This window comes from Brevibacterium moorei (assembly GCF_024580735.1).
Taxonomy (GTDB): Bacteria; Actinomycetota; Actinomycetes; order Actinomycetales; family Brevibacteriaceae; genus Brevibacterium; species Brevibacterium moorei.
Genome location: NZ_JANIJX010000011.1, coordinates 18,994 through 42,699 on the forward strand (window position 1 = coordinate 18,994; position 23,706 = coordinate 42,699).

General features: G+C 67.7%; 22 protein-coding genes and 2 riboswitches. Of the genes, 15 read left to right on the forward strand and 7 right to left on the reverse strand.

The features are described from left to right. Positions 1-109: 109 nt before the first annotated feature. Positions 110-1,348: a winged helix DNA-binding domain-containing protein gene (locus NQ034_RS08730; protein ID WP_257048335.1), complete on the forward strand. Its 1,239-nt coding sequence runs from the start codon at positions 110-112 to the stop codon at positions 1,346-1,348. 116 nt (positions 1,349-1,464) lie between these two features. Here NQ034_RS08730 and NQ034_RS08735 read toward each other — a convergent pair whose 3' ends face one another. Next, on the reverse strand, positions 1,465-1,797 hold the full coding sequence (locus NQ034_RS08735) for a hypothetical protein (protein WP_257048336.1): 333 nt from the start codon (positions 1,795-1,797) through the stop codon (positions 1,465-1,467). An 89-nt stretch (positions 1,798-1,886) separates the two neighbouring features. Between NQ034_RS08735 and NQ034_RS08740 the strand changes: the two genes are divergently transcribed. Then, the gene (locus NQ034_RS08740) at positions 1,887-2,312 is read left to right on the forward strand and encodes a hypothetical protein (RefSeq protein ID WP_257048337.1); all 426 of its coding nucleotides are present in this window, start codon (positions 1,887-1,889) and stop codon (positions 2,310-2,312) included. A gap of 11 nt (positions 2,313-2,323) precedes the next feature. Here NQ034_RS08740 and NQ034_RS08745 read toward each other — a convergent pair whose 3' ends face one another. Further along, the gene (locus NQ034_RS08745) at positions 2,324-3,157 is read right to left on the reverse strand and encodes an amidohydrolase family protein (protein ID WP_257048338.1); all 834 of its coding nucleotides are present in this window, start codon (positions 3,155-3,157) and stop codon (positions 2,324-2,326) included. Positions 3,158-3,564: 407 nt separating this feature from the next. On the opposite strand from NQ034_RS08745, the gene NQ034_RS08750 reads away from it, so the two are divergent. Further along, a complete protein-coding gene (locus tag NQ034_RS08750; protein WP_257048339.1) occupies positions 3,565-5,034 on the forward strand; it encodes a purine-cytosine permease family protein in 1,470 nt (489 codons plus the stop codon). A gap of 27 nt (positions 5,035-5,061) precedes the next feature. Here the strand turns inward: NQ034_RS08750 and NQ034_RS08755 are convergent, their stop codons facing one another. Both NQ034_RS08755 and NQ034_RS08760 read right to left on the reverse strand, forming a co-directional pair. After that, positions 5,062-6,216: a PQQ-dependent sugar dehydrogenase gene (locus tag NQ034_RS08755; RefSeq protein ID WP_257048341.1), complete on the reverse strand. Its 1,155-nt coding sequence runs from the start codon at positions 6,214-6,216 to the stop codon at positions 5,062-5,064. Positions 6,217-6,303: 87 nt separating this feature from the next. Further along, positions 6,304-6,606, reverse strand: coding sequence for a hypothetical protein (locus tag NQ034_RS08760; RefSeq protein WP_257048342.1), 303 nt, complete (start codon positions 6,604-6,606; stop codon positions 6,304-6,306). Positions 6,607-6,682: 76 nt separating this feature from the next. Between NQ034_RS08760 and NQ034_RS08765 the strand changes: the two genes are divergently transcribed. The 4 genes from NQ034_RS08765 (at position 6,683) to NQ034_RS08780 (ending at position 11,093) form a co-directional block, all read left to right on the forward strand. Beyond that, the gene (locus NQ034_RS08765) at positions 6,683-7,096 is read left to right on the forward strand and encodes a DUF3021 family protein (RefSeq protein WP_257048343.1); all 414 of its coding nucleotides are present in this window, start codon (positions 6,683-6,685) and stop codon (positions 7,094-7,096) included. Between the two features lie 114 nt (positions 7,097-7,210). Next, complete coding sequence (locus tag NQ034_RS08770) at positions 7,211-7,858, forward strand: TetR/AcrR family transcriptional regulator (RefSeq protein WP_257048344.1); 648 nt, start codon at positions 7,211-7,213, stop codon at positions 7,856-7,858. Beyond that, the gene (locus tag NQ034_RS08775; RefSeq protein ID WP_257048345.1) at positions 7,855-10,302 is read left to right on the forward strand and encodes an ABC transporter permease; all 2,448 of its coding nucleotides are present in this window, start codon (positions 7,855-7,857) and stop codon (positions 10,300-10,302) included. Before NQ034_RS08770 ends, NQ034_RS08775 begins: the two co-directional genes overlap by 4 nt. A gap of 14 nt (positions 10,303-10,316) precedes the next feature. Then, on the forward strand, positions 10,317-11,093 hold the full coding sequence (locus NQ034_RS08780) for an ABC transporter ATP-binding protein (protein ID WP_257048346.1): 777 nt from the start codon (positions 10,317-10,319) through the stop codon (positions 11,091-11,093). 267 nt (positions 11,094-11,360) lie between these two features. Here the strand turns inward: NQ034_RS08780 and NQ034_RS08785 are convergent, their stop codons facing one another. Continuing rightward, a complete protein-coding gene (locus NQ034_RS08785) occupies positions 11,361-11,642 on the reverse strand; it encodes an antibiotic biosynthesis monooxygenase family protein (RefSeq protein ID WP_257048347.1) in 282 nt (93 codons plus the stop codon). 276 nt (positions 11,643-11,918) lie between these two features. On the opposite strand from NQ034_RS08785, the gene NQ034_RS08790 reads away from it, so the two are divergent. From NQ034_RS08790 to NQ034_RS08800, 3 genes are all read left to right on the forward strand, one after another. Beyond that, positions 11,919-12,701 carry a DUF4190 domain-containing protein gene (locus NQ034_RS08790; protein ID WP_257048348.1) on the forward strand — a complete coding sequence of 261 codons (783 nt, stop codon included), beginning with the start codon at positions 11,919-11,921 and terminating at the stop codon, positions 12,699-12,701. A gap of 118 nt (positions 12,702-12,819) precedes the next feature. Continuing rightward, positions 12,820-13,461 (forward strand): hypothetical protein, encoded by a 642-nt coding sequence (locus tag NQ034_RS08795; RefSeq protein ID WP_257048350.1) that lies wholly within the window; start codon positions 12,820-12,822, stop codon positions 13,459-13,461. Between the two features lie 3 nt (positions 13,462-13,464). After that, on the forward strand, positions 13,465-14,025 hold the full coding sequence (locus NQ034_RS08800) for a DUF3592 domain-containing protein (RefSeq protein ID WP_257048351.1): 561 nt from the start codon (positions 13,465-13,467) through the stop codon (positions 14,023-14,025). Positions 14,026-14,240: 215 nt separating this feature from the next. On the opposite strand, the gene NQ034_RS08805 is transcribed toward NQ034_RS08800, so the two are convergent. Then, positions 14,241-14,609 carry a VOC family protein gene (locus NQ034_RS08805; protein WP_257048352.1) on the reverse strand — a complete coding sequence of 123 codons (369 nt, stop codon included), beginning with the start codon at positions 14,607-14,609 and terminating at the stop codon, positions 14,241-14,243. A 135-nt stretch (positions 14,610-14,744) separates the two neighbouring features. Here NQ034_RS08805 and NQ034_RS08810 point away from each other — a divergent pair, with 135 nt between their 5' ends. Further along, entirely contained in the window at positions 14,745-15,227 is a 483-nt protein-coding gene (locus NQ034_RS08810) for a MarR family winged helix-turn-helix transcriptional regulator (RefSeq protein WP_257048353.1), read from the forward strand. 81 nt (positions 15,228-15,308) lie between these two features. Here NQ034_RS08810 and nhaA read toward each other — a convergent pair whose 3' ends face one another. Next, on the reverse strand, positions 15,309-16,655 hold the full coding sequence (nhaA, locus tag NQ034_RS08815; protein WP_257048355.1) for a Na+/H+ antiporter NhaA: 1,347 nt from the start codon (positions 16,653-16,655) through the stop codon (positions 15,309-15,311). A gap of 265 nt (positions 16,656-16,920) precedes the next feature. Then, positions 16,921-17,011: riboswitch (TPP riboswitch) on the forward strand. Positions 17,012-17,121: 110 nt separating this feature from the next. On the opposite strand from nhaA, the gene NQ034_RS08820 reads away from it, so the two are divergent. From NQ034_RS08820 to gcvT, 4 genes are all read left to right on the forward strand, one after another. Beyond that, entirely contained in the window at positions 17,122-17,898 is a 777-nt protein-coding gene (locus tag NQ034_RS08820) for a 3-oxoacyl-ACP reductase (protein WP_257048356.1), read from the forward strand. 5 nt (positions 17,899-17,903) lie between these two features. After that, a complete protein-coding gene (locus NQ034_RS08825; RefSeq protein WP_257048357.1) occupies positions 17,904-19,229 on the forward strand; it encodes an LLM class flavin-dependent oxidoreductase in 1,326 nt (441 codons plus the stop codon). Positions 19,230-19,303: 74 nt separating this feature from the next. Further along, positions 19,304-19,415: riboswitch (glycine riboswitch) on the forward strand. Between the two features lie 108 nt (positions 19,416-19,523). Beyond that, the gene (gcvP, locus tag NQ034_RS08830; RefSeq protein ID WP_257048358.1) at positions 19,524-22,547 is read left to right on the forward strand and encodes an aminomethyl-transferring glycine dehydrogenase; all 3,024 of its coding nucleotides are present in this window, start codon (positions 19,524-19,526) and stop codon (positions 22,545-22,547) included. Then, positions 22,544-23,683, forward strand: a complete 1,140-nt coding sequence (gcvT, locus tag NQ034_RS08835; RefSeq protein ID WP_257048359.1) for a glycine cleavage system aminomethyltransferase GcvT — start codon at positions 22,544-22,546, stop codon at positions 23,681-23,683. Before gcvP ends, gcvT begins: the two co-directional genes overlap by 4 nt. Positions 23,684-23,706: the final 23 nt, after the last annotated feature.

A 23,706-nucleotide genomic window follows, 5' to 3' on the forward strand; every position in this document is an offset into this window, starting at 1 on the left:
ATTCGTCCGGCCCAATCTGAAACACATGGCCCAAAGATCTCCGACGTGATGATCGCAGTACTGCTGCACCGTTATCGGCCGCCTGCTGCCATCGCGCTACCGTGGTGTCATGGCAGTCCGCGTATCCGTCGAACAGGTAATCGCCCATCGCCTGCGCGCGCACCATCTGGACGAGCGCCTGGGCGAGCCGGCGGGCCCCATGACGGCCTTGGGTTGTGCTGCGGGGGCGTGCGGCGTCCAGGACAGCCCGCCCGGGTCGGCCCTGCTGTCCCTGCACGCCCGGGTCCGCGGCGTCACCCGGGAGCGCTTCGACGCAGCCCTCGGCACGGAGAAGTCACTGCTGGGCAGCTGGTGCATGCGCGGCGCTCCGTACTTCTTCCCCACAGCCGACCTCGCGGTGTTCACCGCCGGCGTGCTGCCGGCAGACGAGGCCGCCCTGCGGCATTTCCTTCCGGGCGCGGTTCCCAGCGTGGACCGGCTGGGCATGAGCCTGGACGCTCTCGCCGACCTGGCCGCCGCCGAGGTCCCCGCCGTGCTGCGCGGGCGTCGGCTGGCGATCGGGGATCTGGGCCGGGAACTGGCCGAGCGCCTGGCCGAACACCTCACCGCCGACCAGCAGAGGGTCTGGTGGCAGGAGGGCCCGCACGCCGCCGGACAGCCCGTCGGCGAGGCCCTCGTGCATTTCTGCGTTCGGATCCTCACGTGTCGTGGAATCGTGTGTTTCGCTCCCCGCCAAGACAAGACGCAGCCGTTCATCCTGGTCGAGGACTGGCTGGGCGCCGACGGGTGCCGGGCCCAGCGCGATGCTGTCGGCGCCGATGACTTCGCGGCTGCGCGCACCGAACTCGCCCGGCGCTACCTGCACTGTTACGGGCCATCGACGCGGGCGGATTTCGCATCCTGGCTGGGGGTGCGCACGGGCGACGTGGGTCCGTGGTGGGACGGCCTGTCCGATGAACTGACCCAGGTGGACTTCGGACGCCGGACTTGGATGCTCGAGGCCGATGTGGAGGCACTCGCCGCGGCGTCCCTTCCGGAACCGGGGACCGGTGGGGTGCGCCTGCTGCCGCCGCACGATCCCTACACCCAGGCGCGGGATCGGAGCACGATCCTCGACAAGGGGTTCCATCGGCAGATGTGGAAACCGGTGGGGGATCCGGGTGCTGTTCTGGTCGATGGGCGGATCGTGGGCATATGGCGTCCGCGCAAGGCCGGTAGACGGTTGCAGCTGAAGGTCTCGGAGTTCGCGCCTCTTTCTCCGGAGGCCCGCCAAGCGCTCCGCACGGAGGCGGAGTGCATCGCGGTCCTGCGGGGAGCCTCGGCCGTAGGGGTCGAATTCGACGCATGATGCGCCGTTTCTCGTGTCCCCGAAATCTGTGGGCCATTTGTTTCAGATTGGGCCGGACGAATCGCCCAATCTGAAATAGATGACCCAGAGATCTCCGGTGTGCTGCTTACTTCGCGTTATTGCCGGCCCAGCGCGTCGACCAAGTCCTCGACGTCCGGGGCGAGCATGATCCGACCCTGATAGAAGAAGACGGGCGGGACGTACCAGATTTGCACGGCCCAGGAGTTGAGTTCGGCCAGGTACCGGACGTCCTCGGCGTCCAATTCGGCGCCCGAGCGCAGCCTGCGGAGCGCGTCACCGGCTGAAGCGACCTCGCACGCGGTATGGAAGTTGTGTTCCCGGACGATGGAAGGTTCTGTGTCGTCCGGCTTCCATGACCGCAGCTCCTCACCGGGTCGAAAGTTCGACGACTCGAAGAACTCCACGGACACACCAGCCTCCCTCGGCACCTTGGAAGGCCCATTGTAGGGACGTTTGACAATCCTCGCAGGCGGGAGAAACGTGTGTGCAAATGAGAGCCGTATGAGGGAGACATCACATGAGCGACGATGAGTCGAAGCCCGAATCGGAAGCCGTGCCGAAGGCTGCACAGGTCGGTGTGGCACCGGAAAGTCCCGCGCAGGAGGGAATAGCGCAGCCCACGACCGGCCCGACCAAACCGAAGAGCAAGGAGTGGCTGGTGTGGGCGGCGCTCGCCGATATGGTGGCCGCCCCCATCGGCGGATTCGTGCTCGTCGGCATATCGCCCGATGAGCACTTCGCAGCGGTTCCAGCCGCATGGATCGTGGTCACGGGCCTGCTGCTCATCCTCTTCATCGCCATGGGAGCTTCAGGCGAATCGGGGAATGGTCGCCTGAGCCTGGTCATCCTCGGCATAGTGGTCGTCATCGGAACCATCGTCCTGGCCATCATCGCCTTTTATGCGGCCGCCTTCATGGGCTACGGGCACACAGTGGAAGGCTGACCGTGGTAGCCCTACCGCCCGTCGGCTCCCGGGTAGAACTGCGCGGCGTTGTTCCAGAACACCTTGGGGACCTCATCGGGCTGCAGGGCCGCGCGGACGATGTCGAAGTCGGCTTCCTGGAAGGGGCGCCGGGCCCGGGTCGACGGAAGATCGGTGCCGATCATCAGCGCACTGGGGTCGATGTCCATGATCGCGCGGATCGCCTTGGCCGGATCGATGTCGATCCGGCCGAACCCGGTGGCCTTGACCCTCACCCCGCGTTTGACCAGGCGCAACAGGTTCCCCAGTCCTGCCGCGCTCATCCCCAGATGGTCGATGCCGACCGCCGGCAGGCTCGCAATACGATCGCACAACCCGGCGTCCAGCCCCGCGGCGTCGATGTAGATCTCCGCATGCCACCCCACCAGGTCGTATACCCGGCGAGCGAAGGGCTCGAGGTCGGCCAGCACGGCCGCGCCACCTCGGGCCACGTTGAAGCGCACCGCGCGCACCCCGGCCGCGTGCAGTTCGCGGATCCTCCGGTCAGTAGTGTCGGCGGGCAGCTGGGTGACGCCCACGAACCCGGGGCCCAGAGCGGCCAGCGCTGCCACCAGGTAGTCCTGGTCGAAGCCCTGGAACGAACCCGATACCACCGCGCCGCCGGCGATCGGCAGGTCCGCGATGCGCGTCCGGTAGTCGGCGACCGTGAAGGGTTCGGGCAGGTAGCCGTTGTTGACGATGAGCGGGTGGGCCGGATCGATGATGTGCAGATGAGCGTCGAACACGGGCTGGGCCGCGTCGCACTCCGGCCGGGGTGCGACGGCGGTCTGCGGACCTGCTGGCGGGTGGGCGGGGGAGTGGTTCATCGGGTGATCTCCAATATCCTGTCGTCGGTCGGATTCTCGCGCCCGCGCGATCCTTGGACCAGCTGTTTCAGATTTGGCTGTTCGAACAGCCAAATCTGAGATAAACAGTCCAGAGAAGGATTGTCGAGCCCGGGCTGAGGGTAGATCACACCAGCGACCGCCGCGGAGCGACGCCGAACGCGGTATACTCGAGGTAAGTTTTCCACGATAGTAAGTGTGCTGATTATAAGTATCTCAGGTCGACTGCGTCAGGTTGTCCACCCACTGTCCTCCGACTGACAGTCGCATCGCGCGGGTCCACGTGCTTCCACACGCCTCCCAGCGCCATCGTGCACTTTCACTTTTCACATCCGTGGCGGCACTTCTGTGGCCACGTACTCGTCATCAATTCCAGAAGGTCTTGACACATGCCCGGTGACACCGGCTCCCCATCCACGATCGAACACCATTCCATCGACTACATTCCAGAGTCCGAGCGGCACGGCAAAGCCTGGCACCTGGGTCCACTGTGGTTCGCGGTCAACGCGAACCTGACCATTCTGGCCACGGGGGTTTTCGGTCTGCTGGCCGGCGCCAACCTCTTCTGGTCCATGGTCGCGGCCCTGACCGGGGTTTCGGTCGGCACGTTCTTCATGGCATCCCACTCGGCACAGGGACCGCAGCTGGGAATGCCCCAGATGGTGCAGTCACGCGCCCAGTTCGGGTACCGCGGAGCACTCGTGGTCGTTCCCGGCGTGTTGATCATGTACATCGGCTACAACATCCTCAACACCCAGCTCGCCGCCGAGGCGACCAATGTCGTGATCGGTGATTTCGGCGGAGGGGCCCTGCCGCCCAGCCTGCTCTACATCCTGCTCCTGGTCCTCGTCCTGATCGTGGCTGTGGTCGGCTACAACCTCATCCATGTGGTCCAGCGCGTGCTCACGGTGCTCTTCCTCATCGTGTTCGGCACCCTGACCATCGGAGCGCTCTTCACCATTCACCTGTCGGCCGGTGCGATGAATCCGAACAACGGGTTCGTCTGGCTGGCCTTCCTCTCCCAGTTCAGCATCGCAGCGGCCAGCCAGATGGGCTGGGCTCCCTATGTCGCGGACTACTCGCGCTACCTGCCCAAGCGGGTGGGCCTGCGAGCGACGTTCTGGTGGACCTACGCCGGTTCGCTCTTCGGCGCGGTTTGGATGATGTGGTTGGGCGCACTCCTGATGAGTGCGGTGGGCCTGGACGCCAGCCCCGTTACCGCGGTGCACTCCGCCGCGCAGCACCTCTTCGCAGGATTCGGCCCCATCGTGCTCATCGTCGCGATCCCCGGGTTGTTGGCAGTGACCACGGTCAACACCTACTGTGCCGGTCTGACACTGCTGACGGTGTCCGATTCGATCCGACCGTTGAAGGCCACGACGACCAAGCGGGTCCTGTCCAGTGCCATCATCGCCGTCGCCACCTTCGCGGGGGCCTCGTACGCCTCCGAGAACTTCCTGGCGACCTTCCAGAACCTCATCGTCATCATGCTGTACTGCTTCATCCCGTGGACCTCGATCAACCTGCTGGACTTCTACGTCATCCGGCATGGTCGTTATGAGATCAAGGAGATGTTCAAGCCGGACGGCGTCTACGGTAAATGGAACTGGCGGGGCCTGGTGACATATGTGGCCACCATCGTGATCATGGTGCCGTTCTTCAGCATCGGCGACTGGTACACGGGCTCCGTGGCCGAACGGTTAGGCGGGATCGATATCGCCATGTTCGTCGGACTGCCCATTGGCGCCATCATCTACTACATCCTCAACCGGTACGGGTCCCGGCCCGACGGGATGCTCGATCAGGCGCAGGCCTCGGCCCCGGCGGCCAAACCCAAGTCGGCTCCGGCGCTCGCCTGACCGGGTGGGCGCACGGTCGCGCTGCGGCTACTGTCCTCCGGGTTGAACCTCCAGGATCCGGTCGTCGCCTCGACCCGGGCTGCCGCGGCCGTCCGTATTGTTCGTCACCGCCCACAGCCCGCCAGCGGGAGCGCTCACCACATCGCGCAGGCGCCCGTGCTCGCCCACGAAGTATTCGTGTTGCTGCTTCGGGTCTGCCAACTCGACCGTGCGCAGGCGCTCGCCGCGCAGGTTCGCGATATAGGCGGTGCCGCCGGAGATCGCCATCCCGCTGGGACTGGCCTCGGACGGTTTCCACTGCGCGATCGGATCGGTGAACCCCTTCCGCTTGGCCGCGCCCTCGACGGTGGGCCAGCCGTAGTTGGCGCCGGGCTCGATCGCATTGAGCTCATCCCAGTCGTCCTGGCCGAACTCCGAGGCGTACATCGCACCCTTGGCGTCCCAGGCGATGCCCTGCGGGTTGCGATGGCCGAGGGTGTAGACGAGCGAGTCGGCGAAGGGATTGTCCTTGGGCACGCCACCGTCCGGCGTCATCCGCAGGATCTTGCCCGCGAGCGATTCCCTGTTCTGAGCATTGGGCCGATCGCCGGCGTCCCCGGTGGTCGCGTAGAGCATTCCGTCGGGCCCGAAGGCCAGCCGGCCGCCATTGTGATTGCCCGCCGCCGGGATCCCGTCGATCAGGGTGCTGGGCTGGCCGAGCCCGAAGCCGCCGGCTTCACCCGTGAGCGTGTAACCGACGATCCGGTTGCCATCGGCCGCGGTGTAATAGGCGTAGAGCCGCGAGCCCTGCACTGTGATGCCCAGCAGTCCGGCCTCGCCGGAGGCCTCGACCCCGTCGATCGTGCCGACGGTCCGCGTCCCGCCGTCTGCGCCCAGTTCGAGGATGCGGCCCGAATCGCGCTCGCTGACCAGTGGCGTGTTCTGCGCGAAGGCCACCGACCAGGGCGCTTGCAGGCCCGAGGCGATGGTCTCGGGGCGCTCCGCGATCGGCCGGCCCGTGGCCGGTTTGGTGCCCGTGGCCGAGGTCGCCCCCGGTTCGGCGGTGGCCGATCCGGCCGCCGTTGCCCGGGTTCCGGAGGGAGGCGCCCGATGGTCTGCGGGGCCGTGTTGCCCCGTGCAGCCGGCCAGTACGAGGCAGGCGGCCAATCCTGCACCGATGAGTGCCCGGTGTGGATGGTTCATAACGTCCTCCCGTTGGATTGGCCTTCCAGCCTAGATCCGGCGGGTGGGTCAGGGGAAGGGGTGCGTGGATCCGACGACTTCGTCGTTTCACGTGGAACGGCCGGATATGTTCCTATAAGCATCCTGCGCGTCCTGCGCCCCGGCCGTGCGCGCCGCCTCCTGTGCCGCGGCCCTGGCCCAGATGAGCTCGGCGGGCTCGCGCAGCGTGAGCCATTCGGCGACCTCGCCGCCGTCGCACCGGCACAGTGCCACGCGCGCCGTTCCGGGGCCGAGGCCCTCGATCCGCCAGGTGCCGCCCGCCCCCTCCCAGCGGTCTACCGCTGCGGGCATGGGTGGCGAGTGCGGGTCCGGGGAATCCGCACGGGAGTCTGTGCCGGGGGTCTCTGCCATGTTCCAACGGTACGGCACGGTCGTGCACGAGGCTCCTGTGGTTCACTCTGTATCCTGCAAGAATGAAGGCTGTGAAATGATCTGGCGGATCTTGGCTGCGACCGTCATCCCCCTGGGGATCATGACCGCGATCGGGCTGTACCTGCTGTCCCAGGGCGAGGTCGCCGATGGCCGCTCCGTGCTGTGCGTGGGCGTCATTGCCGGGGCCGTCGGGGGATCGGCATTCATTTATCAGATCGAACGGTGGAGCCTGTTGCGCCAGTCCCTTCTCCACCTGGGGATCATGCTGGTCACGGTCCTGCCGGCGCTGCTGTCCACCGGCTGGTACGACCTGGGCACGGCCGCCGGCTGGTGGGGTGCGGTGGTGACCTTTGCGATCTGGGGCATCGGACTCTGGTCGATCCTGTACTGCGTGTTCAAGCTGATCGACCGGCGCAGGGCACGGCGCGAGTCGCAGTACCCTGAGGGGTCGCAGCACTCCGAGGCCTGAGCGTGGCATAACCACGGCATAAGCGGCATGGCGACACCGGACCGAAGTGTTTGAACCCCGCGTCGCGCCTACAGGTCTACACTGTAGACTCACGTACATGTTGGAGGGTCGGCCATGAGTCAACGCAAGGGCGCGCGAGGCATCCCGCTGAGCCGCGAGCGGGTGGCCGAGGCCGCGCTGCGCCTGATCGACCGCGACGGCCTGGAGTGGTTGAGCATGCGCCGGCTGGGCGCGGAACTGGGCGTGGACGCGATGATGGTCTACCGCTTCTTCGCCAATAAGGCCGCGGTGCTCGATGGGGTGATGGGCACGATCTGGGCAGGCGTCCGAATCCCCGAACCCGAGTCCGGCACCGACTGGCGGGATCAGCTCGTCGCGACCATGCACGCGCTGCGCACCAGCCTGCTCGCCCACCCAAGGGCGCTGCCCGTGATCGGCACGCGGCCCGCCTCGGGAACCGCAACCTTCGACCTGATGGAGCAGCTGCTCACCCGGCTCATCGCAGCCGGCCTGCCGGTGCGCGCGCAGACTGCCGATCTGCTCAACGCCCTGGTCAACTACACGGTAGGCCATGTCCTGGCCGAGGCCGGGGAACCGGCGGGCGGGGACACGGAAGAACAGGCTGACCTCCAGGTGCTGCTCGCCCGTTACCCGCATCTTGCCTCGGTCTTCGCAGCTGGCTGGACCTACGATCCGCATCGGCAGTTCGACACTGCGTTGCGCGCCATGGTTGCCGGCTGGGCCGAAGGGGGAACCCCATGAAATCGCTCCTGTTGCGTTATCTGCGCAACGACCTGCGCCGCAACCGGGGCGTGACCATCGTGCTGCTGATCGTGCTCGTGCTCAGCGCCTTCCTCATGGCCAGCGGAGCGCTGGTGATGGAGCGCCTCGGCGGTTCGGTGGGCCGACTGAGCGCGGCGGCCCGTCCCCCGCACTTCCTGCAGATGCACCAGGGCGAATACGACCGCCGCGCCCTGGACGACTTCGCCGCAGCCCACCCGGAGATCGCCGACTGGCAGATCGAGCAGATGGCCGGCTTCGACGGACAGCAGATCACCTGGACGCGCCCGGGCACCGAGTCGCGCGGTGACCTCTCCGAGAGCCTCATCGACAATCTGTTCGTCGAGCAGTCCGCGGGCTTCGACCTGCTGCTCGACCGCGCCGACGCCCCTGTGCAGCCGGCCGCCGGCGAGGTGTACGCACCCGTCGGCTACGAACGGCTCTTCGGTCTGCGGACCGGGGACGTGCTCACCGTGGGCGCCGCGGACACGGGCGTCCGCCTGCGGGTGGCGGGCTTCGTGCGCGACGCCCAGATGGCGTCCTCCCTGTCCTCGGCGACGCGCTTCGTCGTCGCGCCGTCCGACTTCGCCCGCCTGCGCGCCAGCACCTCCGCCCCCGAGGTCATCATCGCCTACCGACTGCACGACACCGCGCAGATCGACGGGCTGCAGCGGGCCTACGAATCCGACTCCGCCCTGCCGAAGAACGGCCAGGCCGTCACCGAGGTGATGATCCGGCTGGTCAATATGCTCAGCGACGGACTGGTCGCCGTGGCTTTCGTCTTCGCAGGCCTCCTGCTCATCATCATCGCGCTGCTCAATGTGCGCTTCGTGATGCGCGGGACGATCGAGGACGAGATCCACGAGATCGGCGCGCTCAAGGCGATCGGCATCCCGCAGCGCACCGTCACGCTGCTCTACCTGGCGCGCTACGGCGCGATGGCGCTGCTCGCCTGCCTCATCGGCGGCGGACTGGCCGCCGCCTCGCTGGGCGCCCTGACCTCGGGCATCCGGGCGAATTTCGCCGAGGCGCCGGTCACCTGGCTCACGGTGCTCGCCCCGATCCTGGCGCTCGCGGTGCTGTTGGCCCTGGTCCTGGGGATCTCGGCCCGCGCGATGCGCGCGGTGCGCCGGGTGGGCGTGGTCGAGGCGCTCGTGCAGGGGCGCACCACCCCGGCCAGGCATGCGCGGCCCGCCAGGCGGGCGAAGTCGACCAAGCGAGCTCGGACCTCGGTCCCGTCCATCCCCGCCCGGAAATCCGCGGCAAGCCGGAAGTCCCATCTGGCCCCCAGCCGCGGGGGCCGGCTGAACCTGCGGCTGGCCCTGCTCGATCTGCGCGCCGAACGCCGCCGGTGGGCGCTGGTGCCCGCAGTATTCTTCCTTGCGGCCCTGCTCATCACCCTGCCGATGAACCTGCTGAGCACCTTCGAAAGCCCCCGCTTCGTCACCTATATGGGCGCGCCCCAGAGCGATCTGCGCGCCGACATCCAGTTCGTCGACCCCGCCGCCGGCACCGGGGCCGAGGCGATGGCCAAGCTGCGGGGGCAGCTGGATCGGGACTCACGGGTGACCGATGTCAAGGCCTTCGCCACGGTGCTCGCGGAGGCCCCCGGGGAGGAGGGGTGGGAGGCGCTGCGTGTGGGCATCGGCGACTATTCGGACGCCGGGCTGGTGTACCTGTCCGGCTCCGGGCCGCGGGACGGGCAGATCGCGCTGTCGGCCTTCAACGCCGAGAAATACGGCGTGGGACCGGGGGACTCGATCGAGCTGCGACAGGCCGGTGGAACCACACGGGCCCAGGTCAGCGGCGTCTACCAGGACGTGACCAGTGGCGGCTTCACCGCGAAACTGCAGGGCGAACCCCCTGCCGAAGCCGAAAGATGGACCCTCTTCGCCGATGTCGCCCCCGGTGCTGATCCGGCCGAGGTCTCCGCGGACCTAGATGCGGCGAATCCGGCGGCCACCGTTATCCCGATGCGCGAATACGTGCGGCAGACGCTGTCCTATGTCACGGATACGCTGCGCACCGCCGTCATCATCACCCTGGTCTTCGGGATCGGGTCCGCGGCGCTCATCTCCACCCTGTTCCTGCGCCTGTGCATCGGGCGGGACCGGCAGAAGATGGGGGTGCTGTCCGTGCTCGGCTTCTCAACAGGTGAGATCATCGGCCAGCTCCACCTCAAAATGCTCATCACGGTGGCGGCCGGCACCGTCCTGGGCACGCTGGTGGCGGCGACCCTGGGCGAGCGCCTGGTGGGAGCGCTCATCTCCCTGGCCGGACTGGGACTGACCCAGCTGACCTTCATCCCGCAGCCGTGGATCGTCTACGCGCTGTTCCCCGTCCTGCTCACCGGCGCAGGAATGGGCGGGGCCGCACTCGTGGCGCACAGTCTGCGCGGGGCCGACCGCAGCGGGTGGCTGCGATGACGAAAGGAAGCGATATGACAGGCGGGAGCCAACCGCGTCTGCAGGTGCGCGATCTGTCCAAGACCTTCTTCACCACGGATCCGCCGGTCGAGGTGCTGCGCGGGATCGACCTGGACGTGGCAGCCGGCGAGTACCTGGCGATCATGGGGGCCTCGGGCTCGGGCAAGTCGACCCTGCTCTACGCCATGAGCGGGATGGACCATCCGACTGGCGGCAGCGTGTGCCTGGACGGGCGCGAGCTGACCGAGCTGGGCGAGGCCGAGATGAGCCGGGTCAGGCTGACCCGGATGGGCTTCGTGTTCCAGCAGTCGCACTTCCTCCGCAATCTCAATATCCGGGACAATGTGCTGCTCCCTGCGCTCAAGGCCGGCAACAGCGCCGAGCAGGCCGCCGCGGCGCAGCAGACGGTCGACCGGCTGCTGGAGCGCTTCGGCATCGCCGAGGTCGCCGACCACGAGGTCACCCAGGCTTCGGGCGGGCAGCTGCAGCGGGCCTCGCTGTGCCGGGCCCTGGCCACCGACCCGGCCGTATTGTTCGCCGATGAGCCCACCGGAGCGCTGAACAGCAGCGCCACCCAGGACGCGCTCGATGCGCTGACCGAGGCGAACCGGGCGGGCACGACCATCGTCATGGTGACCCACGATCCGGTCTGCGCGGCCCGGGCCGAACGGCTGGTCTACCTGGTCGACGGCCGGGTGGTCGACACCCTGCGGCAGGGACCCTGGAGCGCCGAGGCCGCGGCTCAGCGGGAGCGGGAGCTGCTGGCCTGGCTGGGTGGCCAGGGGTTCTGAGCGGGCGGAAACGACTGGCCATCATTGGTGATGGCCTGGCTGGTCAAGCTGTTCAGTGACATCCAACCCCGGCATCCGTATCCTATGCACGCCCGCCGGCGCTGCCGCAGTTCACGAATACAGCCGGTTGGCCCCTTCCGATCCAGCTCGCCGTTCTCGGCGTGCTCTATGCGCTCATCGCCGGGACGGTTTACCTGCCGTTGGGGTATGCGGCTGATCGGGTGCTTGGAGCCCGCCCGGTTATTGTGTCCTGCTGAGAGAATCGACTCAGACCACTTCGAAGCCCCAGACGTCGACGCTCATGCCGCGTCGCTGATCGGCATCGTGGGCGTGCTGATCGCGGGCGGCACTCCAGGCCTCGTAGGCTTCCCGGGTGTCCCAGCGGGTGACGACGAAATACTTGTCCTGGCCGCTGACCGGGCGCAGTAATTCGAAGCCCGCGAATCCCGGTGCCTGGTCCACCGCCTTCTTGCGCGCGGCGAAGCGCTTCTCGATCTCGGCCGCGGCGCCGGGAGGGAAGGTCAGTGCGGTGATGTTGACGAATGCCATGGTGGTCTCGCTTCCCCGCCCAGTTCCCGGGCGGTCGTCGGGGTTTGGAGATTGCGGATAAGCCCACCCTAACAACGTGGGCGCGGTGGGTGCTAGGCGAATGACGAAGATCGGCTGGTACCGTGGCCCGGCGTAACGATCCGATTTCGTAGGCGCGCAGAGGGTGATGAGATGTCCCATCCGAACGATCCCCGGCAACAGGGTTGGTATACCGGCGGTCCCGGTGGAGGGAATCCGCCGGTTCCGGGCTACCCTCCCGCACCGGGGAATGCGCCTGTGAACCCGCCGGGGAACGCTGCGGGTGCCGGGTCCAAGAACGGTGTGGGCCTCTGGGCCATGATCCTGGGCATCGTCGGCTTCATCGTCTGGCCGGCCGGCGTGGTGGCGATCATCCTGGGGATCCTCGGCCTGCGCAACCTCAACCTGAACCGTGCCGACAACAAGGGGCAGACCGTCACGGGTCTGGTCCTGGGGATCTTCACGACGATCGTCGGGTTCATCGTGAGCGTGGCCATCGTGATCGCGTTGATCGTCGGCATCGGGGCGACTTCGCAGGATGACACCGGGGGGATGCACGGTGACTCGGGGATGCAGGGTGATTCCCCGGCCGAGCCGGCACAGCCCGGCTCCGATGGGGACGCAGGGGGTCAGAAGGACTCCGGACAGGAACTGGTGCCGGGGGTGACCATGGAATTGGAGCCCGAGGCGTCCGGCAAGGCGTCCGAGCACGCCGCTCCCGACAGGATCCAGGGGCAGAACCCGGTCTTCCTGCGCGTGCACCTGCGCAATTCCTCGGATGCGGACTTCGCTCCACCGTACCCGCTCATCACGTGCACCTACGGTGGGGGAGCCGAATGTCCGGAGGTCTTCGACAGGAGTGTGTCTCCGACCATCGACGGGACCGACAAGGGATTCCACTCCTCTGTTCCCGCGGGCAAGGACCTGTCCTTCATCACCGCCTATGCCGTACCGGCCGAGCAGATGAAGTCATTGCACCTGAAGTACGAGTTCGCGATCGACGGGCAGGGCCGGCGTGCTCTGGACTTCTCGGCGGGGTGATTCGTCCGGGACACCGGGCGGATCACCCCGGGTGACCTGGGTCTATGGGTCGCAGAGGCGCAATGTGACCTGCGTGATACGTTTAGAAACATGAATAGGTTAAGGATTACATCAGGCGTTGTCGCCGTTGCCGCCACCATCGCCCTGGCCGGGTGCGGGGGAGCCCGAACAGGATTCCCAGCCCTCGCACGCGGCCGCCCAGCCGGCCGAGGCCTCGGCTCCGGGTGTCGATGGGGGTGCCGCGGACGGTGCGGCGGGCGAGGACTCCGCCGCCGCGGGGCAGCAGGGCGGCGGCCCGGTTGCCGACGGTCAGGAGGTGACGGACAAGGAGTACACGTTCCGCCTGCCCGCCGACTGGACGGATGCCAAGACCGTCCCCGGCGCCTCGATTCCCGACGGAATGAAGGTGTGTGCGCTCAAGGGCACCAAGGACGGCATCCCCAATATGAATATCGCGATGACCACCACGACGAGTGCGGATACGACGATCGACGATGTGGAGAAGGACGCGGTATCCCAGATCAAGGACACCGGCGCCAAGAACCCGAAGGAATACGACAAGTTCACCGTCGACGGTGAACAGGCCCTGCACTTCTCGATGGAGAGCCAGAGCAACGGCCGGTCCTTCCTCGCCGACCAGTTCTACCTGCTGCACGGCACGAATGTCTACGTTCTGAGCTTCGGCAACGACCCGAAGGTCAAGCAGGGCGATCGCAACGACATGCTGGTCTCCGTGCTCAACAGCTGGAAGTGGAAGTAGGGCATGGGAAAACGCCGGATGGAGTCGGGGTGGTGGATCACCCCGGCCTGCGCCTTCGCGCTCGCGGCCTTCATGATCGTGCTGGGCGTGTGGGACCGGCAGATCAACCGGTACGAGGCGTCGACGATGACGTCCACGGTGACGGCGAGTGTGCTGGCCGGAGCGAGCGAATCGACGCACCGGGAATGCGGCTCGGAGCAGAAGACGTGCAGCACGACCTACACCTGCACGATTCGGTACGTCTTCACTCCGGACCCGGCCAGGCCCGAGGCCAGGGCCACCGGTGAGGCCGAGGAGTCCGGGCGCTGTGGTGAGCAGCAGGCCGAGGGGACTCAGCGCACCGTCTACTTCGATCCGGCGGATACGGCCCAGTCGACGGTGTCCGACCCCAATGCGGGGTTGAACCGGCACGGCTGGCTGCTGTGGGTGGGTATCGGGGTCCTCAGTCTGGCCTTCGGTTTCGCCGGCATCTGGTTCCACCGCTGGCTGGCGGGCCTCGGCGAGGCGAAGAATGAATCGCGGAAGCAGTCGGCCGGGCCCGCGAGGCCCGAAGGGGCAGGGTAGGCGGGCCCGGCGGGGAAGGGCCCGATCCCGGGTGGGCCCGCCATACCGGGATCCCGGCCGCCGATCCCGGTGCGGGGGTCGTGGTCGAGGTGCAAGGTTGAGGGTGCGCGGCAGGTCGAGCTCGAGCGCGTTCGCGGATTGTGACTGGGTGGGCCGTGCTTGTTCGGGTCGCGCTTGTCCGGACTGTGTTTCCGAAGCCGGTGTGCGCATGGCGATCAGGCCTGGTCGTGCACCGTGACGGCGTAGCCGTCCGGGTCCGCGAAGGTGAAGGTCCGGCCGAAGGGGCTGGGCTTGGGCTCCGAGAGGATCGGGGTGCCCGCGGCGGTCAGCGAGTCGTAGAGCCCCTGCACATCGTCGCAGCACAGCCACAGCGCGACTCCCAGACCGGGCTGCTGGACCTGGTCGAGATTGACGCCGGGTAGCGGTTCGCGCACGGCGAAGGCGATCGGGGTGGTGGTGAAGACGATTGCGCCGGGAGGTGCGCTCGGCGCCCGGTGCAGGCCGAGGTGGGTCTCGTAGAACTTCGCCGAGCGCTGCAGGTCGCGTACCTGGAGGGCGATGAAATCGGGTCCGGTGACTGACATGGGGTGTTCCTTACTGTTCGACTGTCCTGGATCGACGATCCTGGACCGATTGTCCTGGTCCGTCCGGGGTTCGGTCCGAAGCCGGAGCGCGATGTCAGGATGCTGACGTAGTCCACTATATGTCAGAATACTTACATGATTCAAGAGGTAAACGCGCGCGCGGCGGGCGAATCCGGAATCGCCGATTCCGGCCCCGAGGATTTGGGGACACTGGTGGGCTACCGGCTCAAAGAAGTGCAGTCGATACTGCGCTCCCGGATGGACGAGACCTTGCGGCCACTGGGCCTGACGACCCCGCAGTACGTCTGCCTGGAGGTACTCAGTCGCACTCCGGGCGCCTCGAACGCGGAGCTGGCCCGCGGCGCCTTCGTCACCCGGCAGACCATGAACACCCTGCTGCGCGGCCTACAGGAGCGGGGCCTGATCGAACGCGCGGTGCGCGCATCCAGTGGCAGGGCACTGCCGATTTCACTCACCGCGGCCGGGCGCGAGCTGCTGGGGGCCGCCGTCGAGCGCACTCACCGGGTCGAGGCCCGCCTGGTCTCCAGGCTCACCGCCGTTCAGCGCGAAACGCTGCAGGAAGCGCTGGCGGCCTGCGTCGAGGGCCTGCGCGATTGAATGTGGACCGTTTGTTTCAGATTCCACTGTTCGAACAGTGGAATCTGAAACAAACGGTCCATGGATGGAGGGCGCGGACCCCTACCGCAGATTGTCGCGGTAGTTGTTCTTGTACATCCGGTTGCGCGGGGCCAGCCATAGCGCGGAGAGCACGGTGGCCAGCACACTGGCCAGCAGGATCGCGATCTTCGCGTCGTTCGCATGCTCTCCGGACACGCCGAAGCTCAGATCGGATACCAGCAGTGCAACCGTGAAGCCCACGCCCGCGACGATCGACACGCCGAACAGATCGGTCCAGGTCACCTGCCGGTCCAGGCGGCCCAGCGGGGTACGGGTGATCAGCCAGGTCGAGGCCATGATGCCGATCGGCTTGCCCAGCACCAGGCCCACCATGATCCCCCAGAACACGGGCGCCTGCAGGGCTGCGACGAAACCGGACCAGCCGCCGATCGCCACGCCGGCGGAGAAGAATGCGAAGATCGGAACGGCGATGGCCGAGGACAGCGGCGAGACCCGGTCGGACAGAATCATGGCCAGGGGGCGCTGCTCGGCCTCCACGCCCGAGGTCGCCGCCGGCGCGTCCTCATCCTCCTCCTCGAGTGCCACCTGGGACGCCGGCTTGGCGCCGTTGGCGGACATGGCCGCCGGCGTCACCAGCCCCAGCACCACGCCGGCAATCGTCGCGTGCACGCCGCTTTGGTACATGCACAGCCAGGCGATTGCGCCGATCGGCAACAGGATCAGCCACATCGCCCAGGCGTGCTTGGCGAAGAATCGGGGGGCGCCGCGGACCAGGAAGAAGTAGGCGAGGATCGGGACCAGCGCGCCCAACAGCCACAGGGGCTGGAGCCCCTGGGCGTAGAAGATCGCGATGATGACGATCGCGATGAGGTCGTCGACCACGGCCAGGGTCATCAGGAAGACCCGCAGTGGGCTGGGCAGCCAGCGACCCACCACCGCCAGGATCGCCAGGGCGAAGGCGATATCGGTGGCCGTCGGAGTGGCCCAGCCCTGTAGGCCCTCGGTCCCGCTGGAGGCCACGATGGCCGCGAAGATGAGTGCCGGCACGATGACCCCGCCGCAGGCCGCGACCATCGGCGTCAGCGCCTGGCGCCAGTCGCGCAGGGCTCCACCGGTGAACTCGAACTTCAGGTCGAGGCCCACGCAGAAGAAGAACACGGCCAGCAGTGCGTCCGCGCACCAGTGGGCCACGCTCAGGTGCAGGGTGGTAAAGCCCAGGGGTAGGTCGAGGTAGGTGTCGCGCACGGCGAAGAACCAGCCCGCCAGTGGGGAGTTCGCGCAGATCACGGCCAGCACCGCCGCGACGATGAGCATGATGCCGCCCAGGTGTTCCCCGCGCAGGGCATTCATGATGGTGGTGCCCAGCGACGGTTTCGCGGGCTTGAGTGTTGTCGGTGTACTGGACATTGGGGTCCTCTTCGGATCGACGGGGTCGCCGGGCACATGCGCAGCACGTGCTCTGACCCCGATTATTCACATGAGAGACCACCCGCGCCGTATACCGTGGGTACGCGCCGAGGTGTTCCCGCCGACCAGACTTCCCGGCACACCGGGGACAACCTTAGCGGCTCATGTCGCCCAGCGCACATTCTGTGTTTCGCCGCGGCCCCTTGCCAGGTGCGCGGGGTCGTGATGTGATGGATGTGTGACACGGGGTACCGCCCGTATGCGCCGGATGAAGATCGGGTGCGACGAGTGGCTGAGAAATACCCGTTGAACCTGATCCAGTTAGCACTGGCGAAGGGATTGTCCGGTGTTCACCGCCCACCGTGGGCCGGTGACAGTGTATGGTCGGCCGGCAGCAGGGTATCCACCCGCGGGCACGACCGGACGCGCACCGATCGCCTTCGCCTCCTATCGAGAGGCATGCATCATGACATCAACCGTTCTTCCGCTCGCCGAGCAGATCGTCCTGGTCACCGGTGGGGCCCGCGGCCTGGGCGCGGCCGTGTCCAGGGCATTCCTGGGCCAGGGCGCCCGCGTCGTCATCGACTATCGTGCTTCGCACGATGCCGCCGGGGCCCTGGCCCAGGAGTTCCCCGACCGGGCACTCGCGATCCAGGCGGACGTCCGGGACCGTGCCCAAGTCGATTCCCTTTTCGCCGAGGCATCCGCCACCTGGGGTGCCCCCGTCACCACGGTGGTCAATAACGCCCTGATCGACTTCTCATTCAACGGTGATGCCCGAGCGAAGGCGGACCGGATCACGTACCCGGAACTCGCCGCGCAGTTCGCCGGTTCCGTTCAGGGCCCACTGAATGTCATCCAGTCGGCGCTGCCCGGCATGACGCGGGCCGGTTTCGGGCGGGTCGTCAACATCGGGACCAATCTGTTCCAGAACCCTGTTGTGCCGTATCACGACTACACCGCCGCCAAGGCGGCACTGCTGTCCCTGACCAGGACGTTCGCCGACGATCTGGGGCCCCGGGGGATTACCGTCAATATGGTCTCCGGTGGACTCCTGCAGACCACCGATGCATCGGCGGCCACCCCGGAAGAGGTCTTCGCCGGGATCGCCGCGAGTACCCCGCTGCGCGCGGTCACAACGCCCGAACAGCTGGCCGACGCGGTGTTGTTCTTCGCCAGCCCCTGGGCGCGGGGCGTGACCGGACAGAATCTCATCGTGGACGGCGGCCTGGTCAAGGGGTGAGGGACGTGACGGTCAAGCAGGCCCATCTCAACCTGTTCATCCACGGTGTCGGCCACCACGCGGCCGCTTGGCGTGCACCGGATGCGCCAAGCGAACACCTCACCGATGTGGAGTACTACAAGGAACTGGCCAGGATCGCCGAACGCGGCAAACTGGACGCCGTGTTCTTCGCCGACGGACAGTCCCTCAGCGGGGACGCAGTGCAGGACGGGCCCGGTTGGGCCCTCGAACCCCTCACTCTGCTGGCCGCCATGAGCCAGGCGACGGATCGTATCGGACTGGTCAGTACTGTGTCGGCCACGTTCTACACGCCGTACCATGCGGCGCGGATGTTGGCCGGTCTGGACCATATTTCAGGAGGGCGCATCGGCTGGAACGTGGTGACCTCGATGTTCGATGCAGAAGCGCAGAACCACGGCATGCCGCACCTGCCGGATCATGCCACCCGTTACGCCAGGGCCGAAGAGTTCGTCGACGTCGTGTTGCGGCTGTTCGATTCCTGGCCGGCCGACTCCATCGTCGTCGAACGGGGAGAGGGGATTGGGGCTTCTGGAGTCCACCCCGGCCGGTATGTCGATGCCGCCATGCTCACCGAGCTCAACCACAGCGGTCGGAATTTCGCGGTGCGGGGCCCGCTCAACGTGCCGAGCCCTCCCCAGGGTCGGCCTGTGCTCTTCCAGGCCGGGGCCTCGGAACAGGGCCGCGACCTGGCCGCGCGCCGCGCGGAGGCAATATATGCGGTGGCCTACGACGCCGAGGCCGGACGTGCCTATCGTGGCGATGTGCGCCGTCGCATCGCCGCCGCCGGGCGCAATCCGGACGCAGTGGCGATTCTGCCCGGTTTGGTGACCTATGTGGGGTCGACCATGGAAGAGGCCCTGGCCAAACAGGCGGCACTCGACGGACTCCTCCCCGTGGAGAACTCGCTGCGGCAGCTCAGCGTGTTCATCGGACAGGACACCTCGGGATGGGACCTGGATGCACCCGTGCCGCCGCTGCCCCCGTTGGAGGAGTTCACGGGGCCCAAAGGCCGCTACGCCACGATTCTGCGCATCATCGCCACTCAACGGCCCACGGTGCGCCGGCTGCTGGGCCGGTTGGCGGCGGGTGGGGGCCATTGCACGATGGTGGGCACACCGGAGTCGATCGCCGACGAGATCGAGATGTGGCTCGATACCGGTGCCGCCGATGGGTTCAATCTGATGCCGCCCTCCCTGCCACAGGGTATCGAGGACTTCGTCGACCATGTCGTGCCCCAATTGCAGCGGCGCGGTAGATTCCGCACGGAATACGTGGGAAAGACCTTGAGAGCTCACCTGGGCCAGTCCTAAGTCGTCCCGCACGGCCCAGCGACATCCGTAACCTGTCCGTCGCAAATCTTCGCTAGACTTGGCAGCAGCCGTCATGACGCGCTCTGGGAGAGCCGCTGGACGAATCGGACCGATGATCGGACCAGTGGCGCCGTAGGTGCAATTCCCTCCCCGGGAAACTCTCAGGCCCAGTACCAGTGCGCGCAGGCAACTCTGGAGCGCACGCGCGCCCGCCTCGGACCCCTGGCCCGAGCAGCGCAAGCCGAGTGACAGAGCGGGGAGGACTGACCTGATCCAGCCGATCGAAGGAAGTTCATGACGGCCTCCACCACTCCGTCCTCCAGTACAGCGACGAACTCCGGGGCCCCGGGCACGTTCGCACACACCTCCGCGGCCTCGGGCGATGCCCCGCGGCCCTTCTCCGACCGCCACATCGGCCCGCGCGCAGCGGATGCAGCCGCGATGCTGGGCGCGCTGGGCTATGACTCCCTGGACTCCCTGGCCGCCGCGGCGATCCCCGACTCCATCGCCCAGGCCGAAGCCAACTCCCTGCCCGGTGCCCTGCGCGAAGAGGAAGTGCTGGCCGAACTGCGCGAACTGGCCGACCAGAACGTCACCCGCGTGCAGATGATCGGCCAGGGCTACTCCGATACGATCACGCCGGCGGTGATCCGCCGCAATGTGGTGGAGAACCCCGCTTGGTACACCGCCTACACCCCCTACCAGCCGGAGATCAGCCAGGGCCGCCTGGAGGCCCTGCTGAACTTCCAGCAGATGGTCGAGGACTTGACCGGCCTGGACATCGCCAACGCCTCCCTGCTCGACGAGGCGACCGCCGTGGCCGAGGCCGTGCTGCTGATGCGCCGCGCAACCCGCAAGGGCTCCGAGGTCGTGCTCGACAGCGAACTCCACCCGCAGATCATCGCGGTGGTCAACTCGCGCGCCCGCGCGATGGACTTCCGGGTCCGCGTCGAGGACCTGAGCCAGGGCCTCGTGGGCGAGGACGTGTTCGGCATCGTGTGCGCCCAGCCGGGGACCTCGGGTGCGGTGCGCACCTTCGAGGCCGCCGTGGCCGGCGCCAAGGAGCGCGGCGCGCTGGTCGCCTTCGCCGCGGACCTGCTGGCCCTGACTCTGCTGGAGACCCCCGCAGCACAGGGCGCCGATATCGCGGTGGGTTCGGCCCAGCGCTTCGGCGTGCCGCTGTTCTTCGGCGGCCCCCACGCCGGTTTCATGGCCGTGACCGACAAACTCAAGCGCCAGCTGCCCGGCCGCCTGGTGGGCGTGTCCAAGGACGTCGACGGCAAGCCCGCCTACCGCCTGGCCCTGCAGACCCGCGAGCAGCACATCCGCCGGCAGAAGGCCACCAGCAATATCTGCACAGCCCAGGCCCTGCTGGCCAATGTCGCCAGCTTCTACGCCGTCTACCACGGTCCCGCCGGCCTGACCCGGATCGCCTCCCGGATCCACCGCCTGGCCCACGCCTTCGCCCGCCGTGTGGCCGAAGCCGCGGACCTCACCGTGTCCACCCAGGAGTTCTTCGACACCCTCACCCTGGCAGTGCCCGATGCGCACGCCTCGGTGGCGGCCGCCGATGCGGTGGGCATCAATATCCGTCTGATCGACGCCACCCACGTGGGCGTGTCCTTCGGTGAACCGCACACCGTCGCAGATGCCAACGCCCTGCTGGGCGCTCTGGGTGCACCCAGCCAGATCGATCCCGAGGCCTTCGAACGCGCGGGCCACGGCACCTACGGTCCGGCCGGTGCGAACGTCGCCGAGCCCCAGCTGCCGGCCGAGCTGATCCGCCACAGCGATTTCCTGAGCCACCCCGTGTTCAACACGCACGGCTCGGAAACCCTGCTGATGCGCTATCTGCGCACCCTGGCCGACCGCGACCTGGCACTGGACCGCACCATGATCCCGCTGGGATCGTGCACCATGAAGCTCAACGCGGCCGCGGAGATGGAGGCCATCACCTGGCCCGAATTCGCCTCGATCCATCCCTTCGCCCCGCTCGAGCAGTCGCGCGGCTGGCGCGAACTGCTGGCCCGGACCGAACGGATGCTGGCCCAGGTCACCGGCTACGACCGTGTGTCCCTGCAGCCCAACGCCGGCTCCCAGGGCGAACTGGCCGGCCTGCTGGCGATCCGCGGCTACCACGTGGCGAACGGCCAGGAGCAGCGCCGCGTGGTGCTGGTGCCGGCCTCGGCCCATGGCACGAACGCCGCCTCCGCAGTACTCGCCGGCCTGGAGGTCGTGGTCGTGGCGACCGCCGACGACGGTTCGATCGATCTGGCCGATCTGGACGCGAAGATCACCGCGCACGCGGACGTGCTGGCCGGCATCATGATCACCTACCCCTCGACCCACGGCGTCTACGAATCCGCCGTGACCGAGGTCTGCGCCAAGGTCCACGCAGCCGGCGGGCAGGTCTACATCGACGGCGCCAACCTCAACGCCCTGCTGGGCCTGGCCCGGCCCGGCGAGTTCGGCGGCGACGTCAGCCACCTGAACCTGCACAAGACCTTCTGCATCCCGCACGGCGGCGGCGGCCCCGGCGTGGGCCCGGTGGCGGTGCGCGAGCACCTCGAACCGTTCCTGCCGGGCGATCCGCGCGACGCCCGCCTGGTCTCCGGCGACCGCGCGGCCACCGGCCTGCCCGTGTCCGCGAGCCTCTACGGCTCCGCCGGGGTCGTGCCGATCAGCTACGCCTACTTGCGCCTGATGGGTTCGGCCGGCCTGGCCGAGGCCACGAAGTCCGCGCTGTTGGGCGCGAACTACCTGGCCCATGAGCTCGACGCCTCCTTCCCCGTGCTCTACACGGGCAATGCCGGCCTGGTCGCCCACGAGTGCATCCTGGATCTGCGGGAGCTGACCGCGGCGACGGGCGTGAGCGCCGAGGACGTGGCCAAGCGGCTGGTCGACTTCGGCTTCCACGCCCCGACCCTGGCCTTCCCCGTGCCCGGCACCCTCATGGTCGAACCGACCGAATCGGAGGACAAGGGCGAACTGGACCGCTTCATCACCGCGATGCGCGCCATCCGTGCGGAGATCGACGCGATCGGGGACGCCTATTCCTATGAGGAATCGCCCCTGCACGCGGCCCCGCACACGGCGACCTGCGTGATGGACGACTGGACGGGCGCATATTCGCGCAAGCAGGCGGTGTTCCCCGTGCCCGGCCTGGAACTGACGAAGTACTTCCCGCCGGTGCGCCGCATCGACGGGGCCTACGGCGACCGCAACCTGGTGTGCTCCTGCCCGCCGCCGGAGGCCTTCGCGGTCGACCTGCCGGAAACCGCCTCGGCCACGGAAACCGCAACGGAGGGGAAGGCATGAGCCAGACCGCCCTGTACAACGTCCACAAGCAGCTGGGTGCTGCGTTCACCGACTTCGGCGGCTGGGACATGCCGCTGAAGTACGGTTCGGAACTGGCCGAGCACCGCGCGGTGCGCCAGACGGCCGGACTGTTCGATCTGAGCCATATGGGCGAGGTCCGGGTGTCCGGCCCGGATGCCGCTGCCTATCTGGACTACGCCCTGCTGGCCCGCTACACCCCGATGGAGGTGGGCCGGGCCAAGTACGGCGTGATCCTGGACGCCGCCGGTCACACGATCGACGACCTCATCACCTACCGGCTGGCCGATGACGAATTCCTCGTCGTGCCCAATGCCGCGAACACCGCCGTGGTCTTCGCCGCCATGAGCGAACGCACCGGCGACTTCGAGGTGACGGTGGTCGACGAATCGGCCCAGACCTCGCTCGTTGCGGTGCAGGGGCCCGCCGCCGAGGCGATCCTGCTGGCGACGCAGGGTGAGGACACTGCGGCCGCCGAGGACGCTGCGATCGCCGCAGCCCGCACGGCGATCACGGAGCTGCGCTACTACGCCTGGACCCGGGTGGAGATCCTGGGCGTGTCCGTGCTGCTGGCGCGCACCGGCTACACCGGTGAGGACGGCTTCGAGCTGTTCGTCGACAATGCGCACGCGGTGCTGCTGTGGAACTACCTGGAGAACGTGGGCGAGGACAAAGGGTTGGTCCCGTGCGGCCTGGCCAGCCGCGACTCCCTGCGCCTGGAGGCCGGGATGCCGTTGTTCGGCCACGAGATGGACTCCACCACCAGCCCCTTCGACGCGGGGCTGGGCGGAATGGTCCGCGGAGCGCTGAAGCACAAGGGCGAGTTCTTCGCTCGCGCGGCGCTCGAGGCGATGGGCGAACCGACGCGCGTGCTGGTGGGGCTGAGCTCCGAACAGCGCCGCGCCGCCCGTGCGGGAGCCACCGTGCTCGATGCTGCCGGGGCCGCGATCGGCACGGTCACTTCGGGCCAGCCGAGCCCCACCCTGGGCCACCCCATCGCACTGGCCTATGTGGACACGGCGGTTGCTGCCCCCGGCACACAGCTGAGCGTGGACGTGCGCGGCAAGGGCCTGCCGTTCACGGTGGTCGAACTGCCGTTCTACCGGCGGCAGTCCTAGGGTCGCGGGCCCAAGGCGTCGTG

Coding starts and splice junctions, on each gene's coding strand:
- NQ034_RS08775 (WP_257048345.1), top strand. CDS start 7,855: ATGAAATCGCTCCTGTTGCGTTATCTGCGCAACGACCTGCGCCGCAAC.
- gcvP (WP_257048358.1), top strand. CDS start 19,524: ATGACGGCCTCCACCACTCCGTCCTCCAGTACAGCGACGAACTCCGGG.
- NQ034_RS08765 (WP_257048343.1), top strand. CDS start 6,683: ATGATCTGGCGGATCTTGGCTGCGACCGTCATCCCCCTGGGGATCATG.
- NQ034_RS08805 (WP_257048352.1), bottom strand. CDS start 14,609: ATGTCAGTCACCGGACCCGATTTCATCGCCCTCCAGGTACGCGACCTG.
- NQ034_RS08750 (WP_257048339.1), top strand. CDS start 3,565: ATGCCCGGTGACACCGGCTCCCCATCCACGATCGAACACCATTCCATC.
- NQ034_RS08760 (WP_257048342.1), bottom strand. CDS start 6,606: ATGGCAGAGACCCCCGGCACAGACTCCCGTGCGGATTCCCCGGACCCG.
- NQ034_RS08770 (WP_257048344.1), top strand. CDS start 7,211: ATGAGTCAACGCAAGGGCGCGCGAGGCATCCCGCTGAGCCGCGAGCGG.
- gcvT (WP_257048359.1), top strand. CDS start 22,544: ATGAGCCAGACCGCCCTGTACAACGTCCACAAGCAGCTGGGTGCTGCG.
- NQ034_RS08780 (WP_257048346.1), top strand. CDS start 10,317: ATGACAGGCGGGAGCCAACCGCGTCTGCAGGTGCGCGATCTGTCCAAG.
- NQ034_RS08745 (WP_257048338.1), bottom strand. CDS start 3,157: ATGAACCACTCCCCCGCCCACCCGCCAGCAGGTCCGCAGACCGCCGTC.
- NQ034_RS08785 (WP_257048347.1), bottom strand. CDS start 11,642: ATGGCATTCGTCAACATCACCGCACTGACCTTCCCTCCCGGCGCCGCG.
- NQ034_RS08820 (WP_257048356.1), top strand. CDS start 17,122: ATGACATCAACCGTTCTTCCGCTCGCCGAGCAGATCGTCCTGGTCACC.
- NQ034_RS08800 (WP_257048351.1), top strand. CDS start 13,465: ATGGGAAAACGCCGGATGGAGTCGGGGTGGTGGATCACCCCGGCCTGC.
- NQ034_RS08755 (WP_257048341.1), bottom strand. CDS start 6,216: ATGAACCATCCACACCGGGCACTCATCGGTGCAGGATTGGCCGCCTGC.
- NQ034_RS08730 (WP_257048335.1), top strand. CDS start 110: ATGGCAGTCCGCGTATCCGTCGAACAGGTAATCGCCCATCGCCTGCGC.
- NQ034_RS08810 (WP_257048353.1), top strand. CDS start 14,745: ATGATTCAAGAGGTAAACGCGCGCGCGGCGGGCGAATCCGGAATCGCC.
- nhaA (WP_257048355.1), bottom strand. CDS start 16,655: ATGTCCAGTACACCGACAACACTCAAGCCCGCGAAACCGTCGCTGGGC.
- NQ034_RS08740 (WP_257048337.1), top strand. CDS start 1,887: ATGAGCGACGATGAGTCGAAGCCCGAATCGGAAGCCGTGCCGAAGGCT.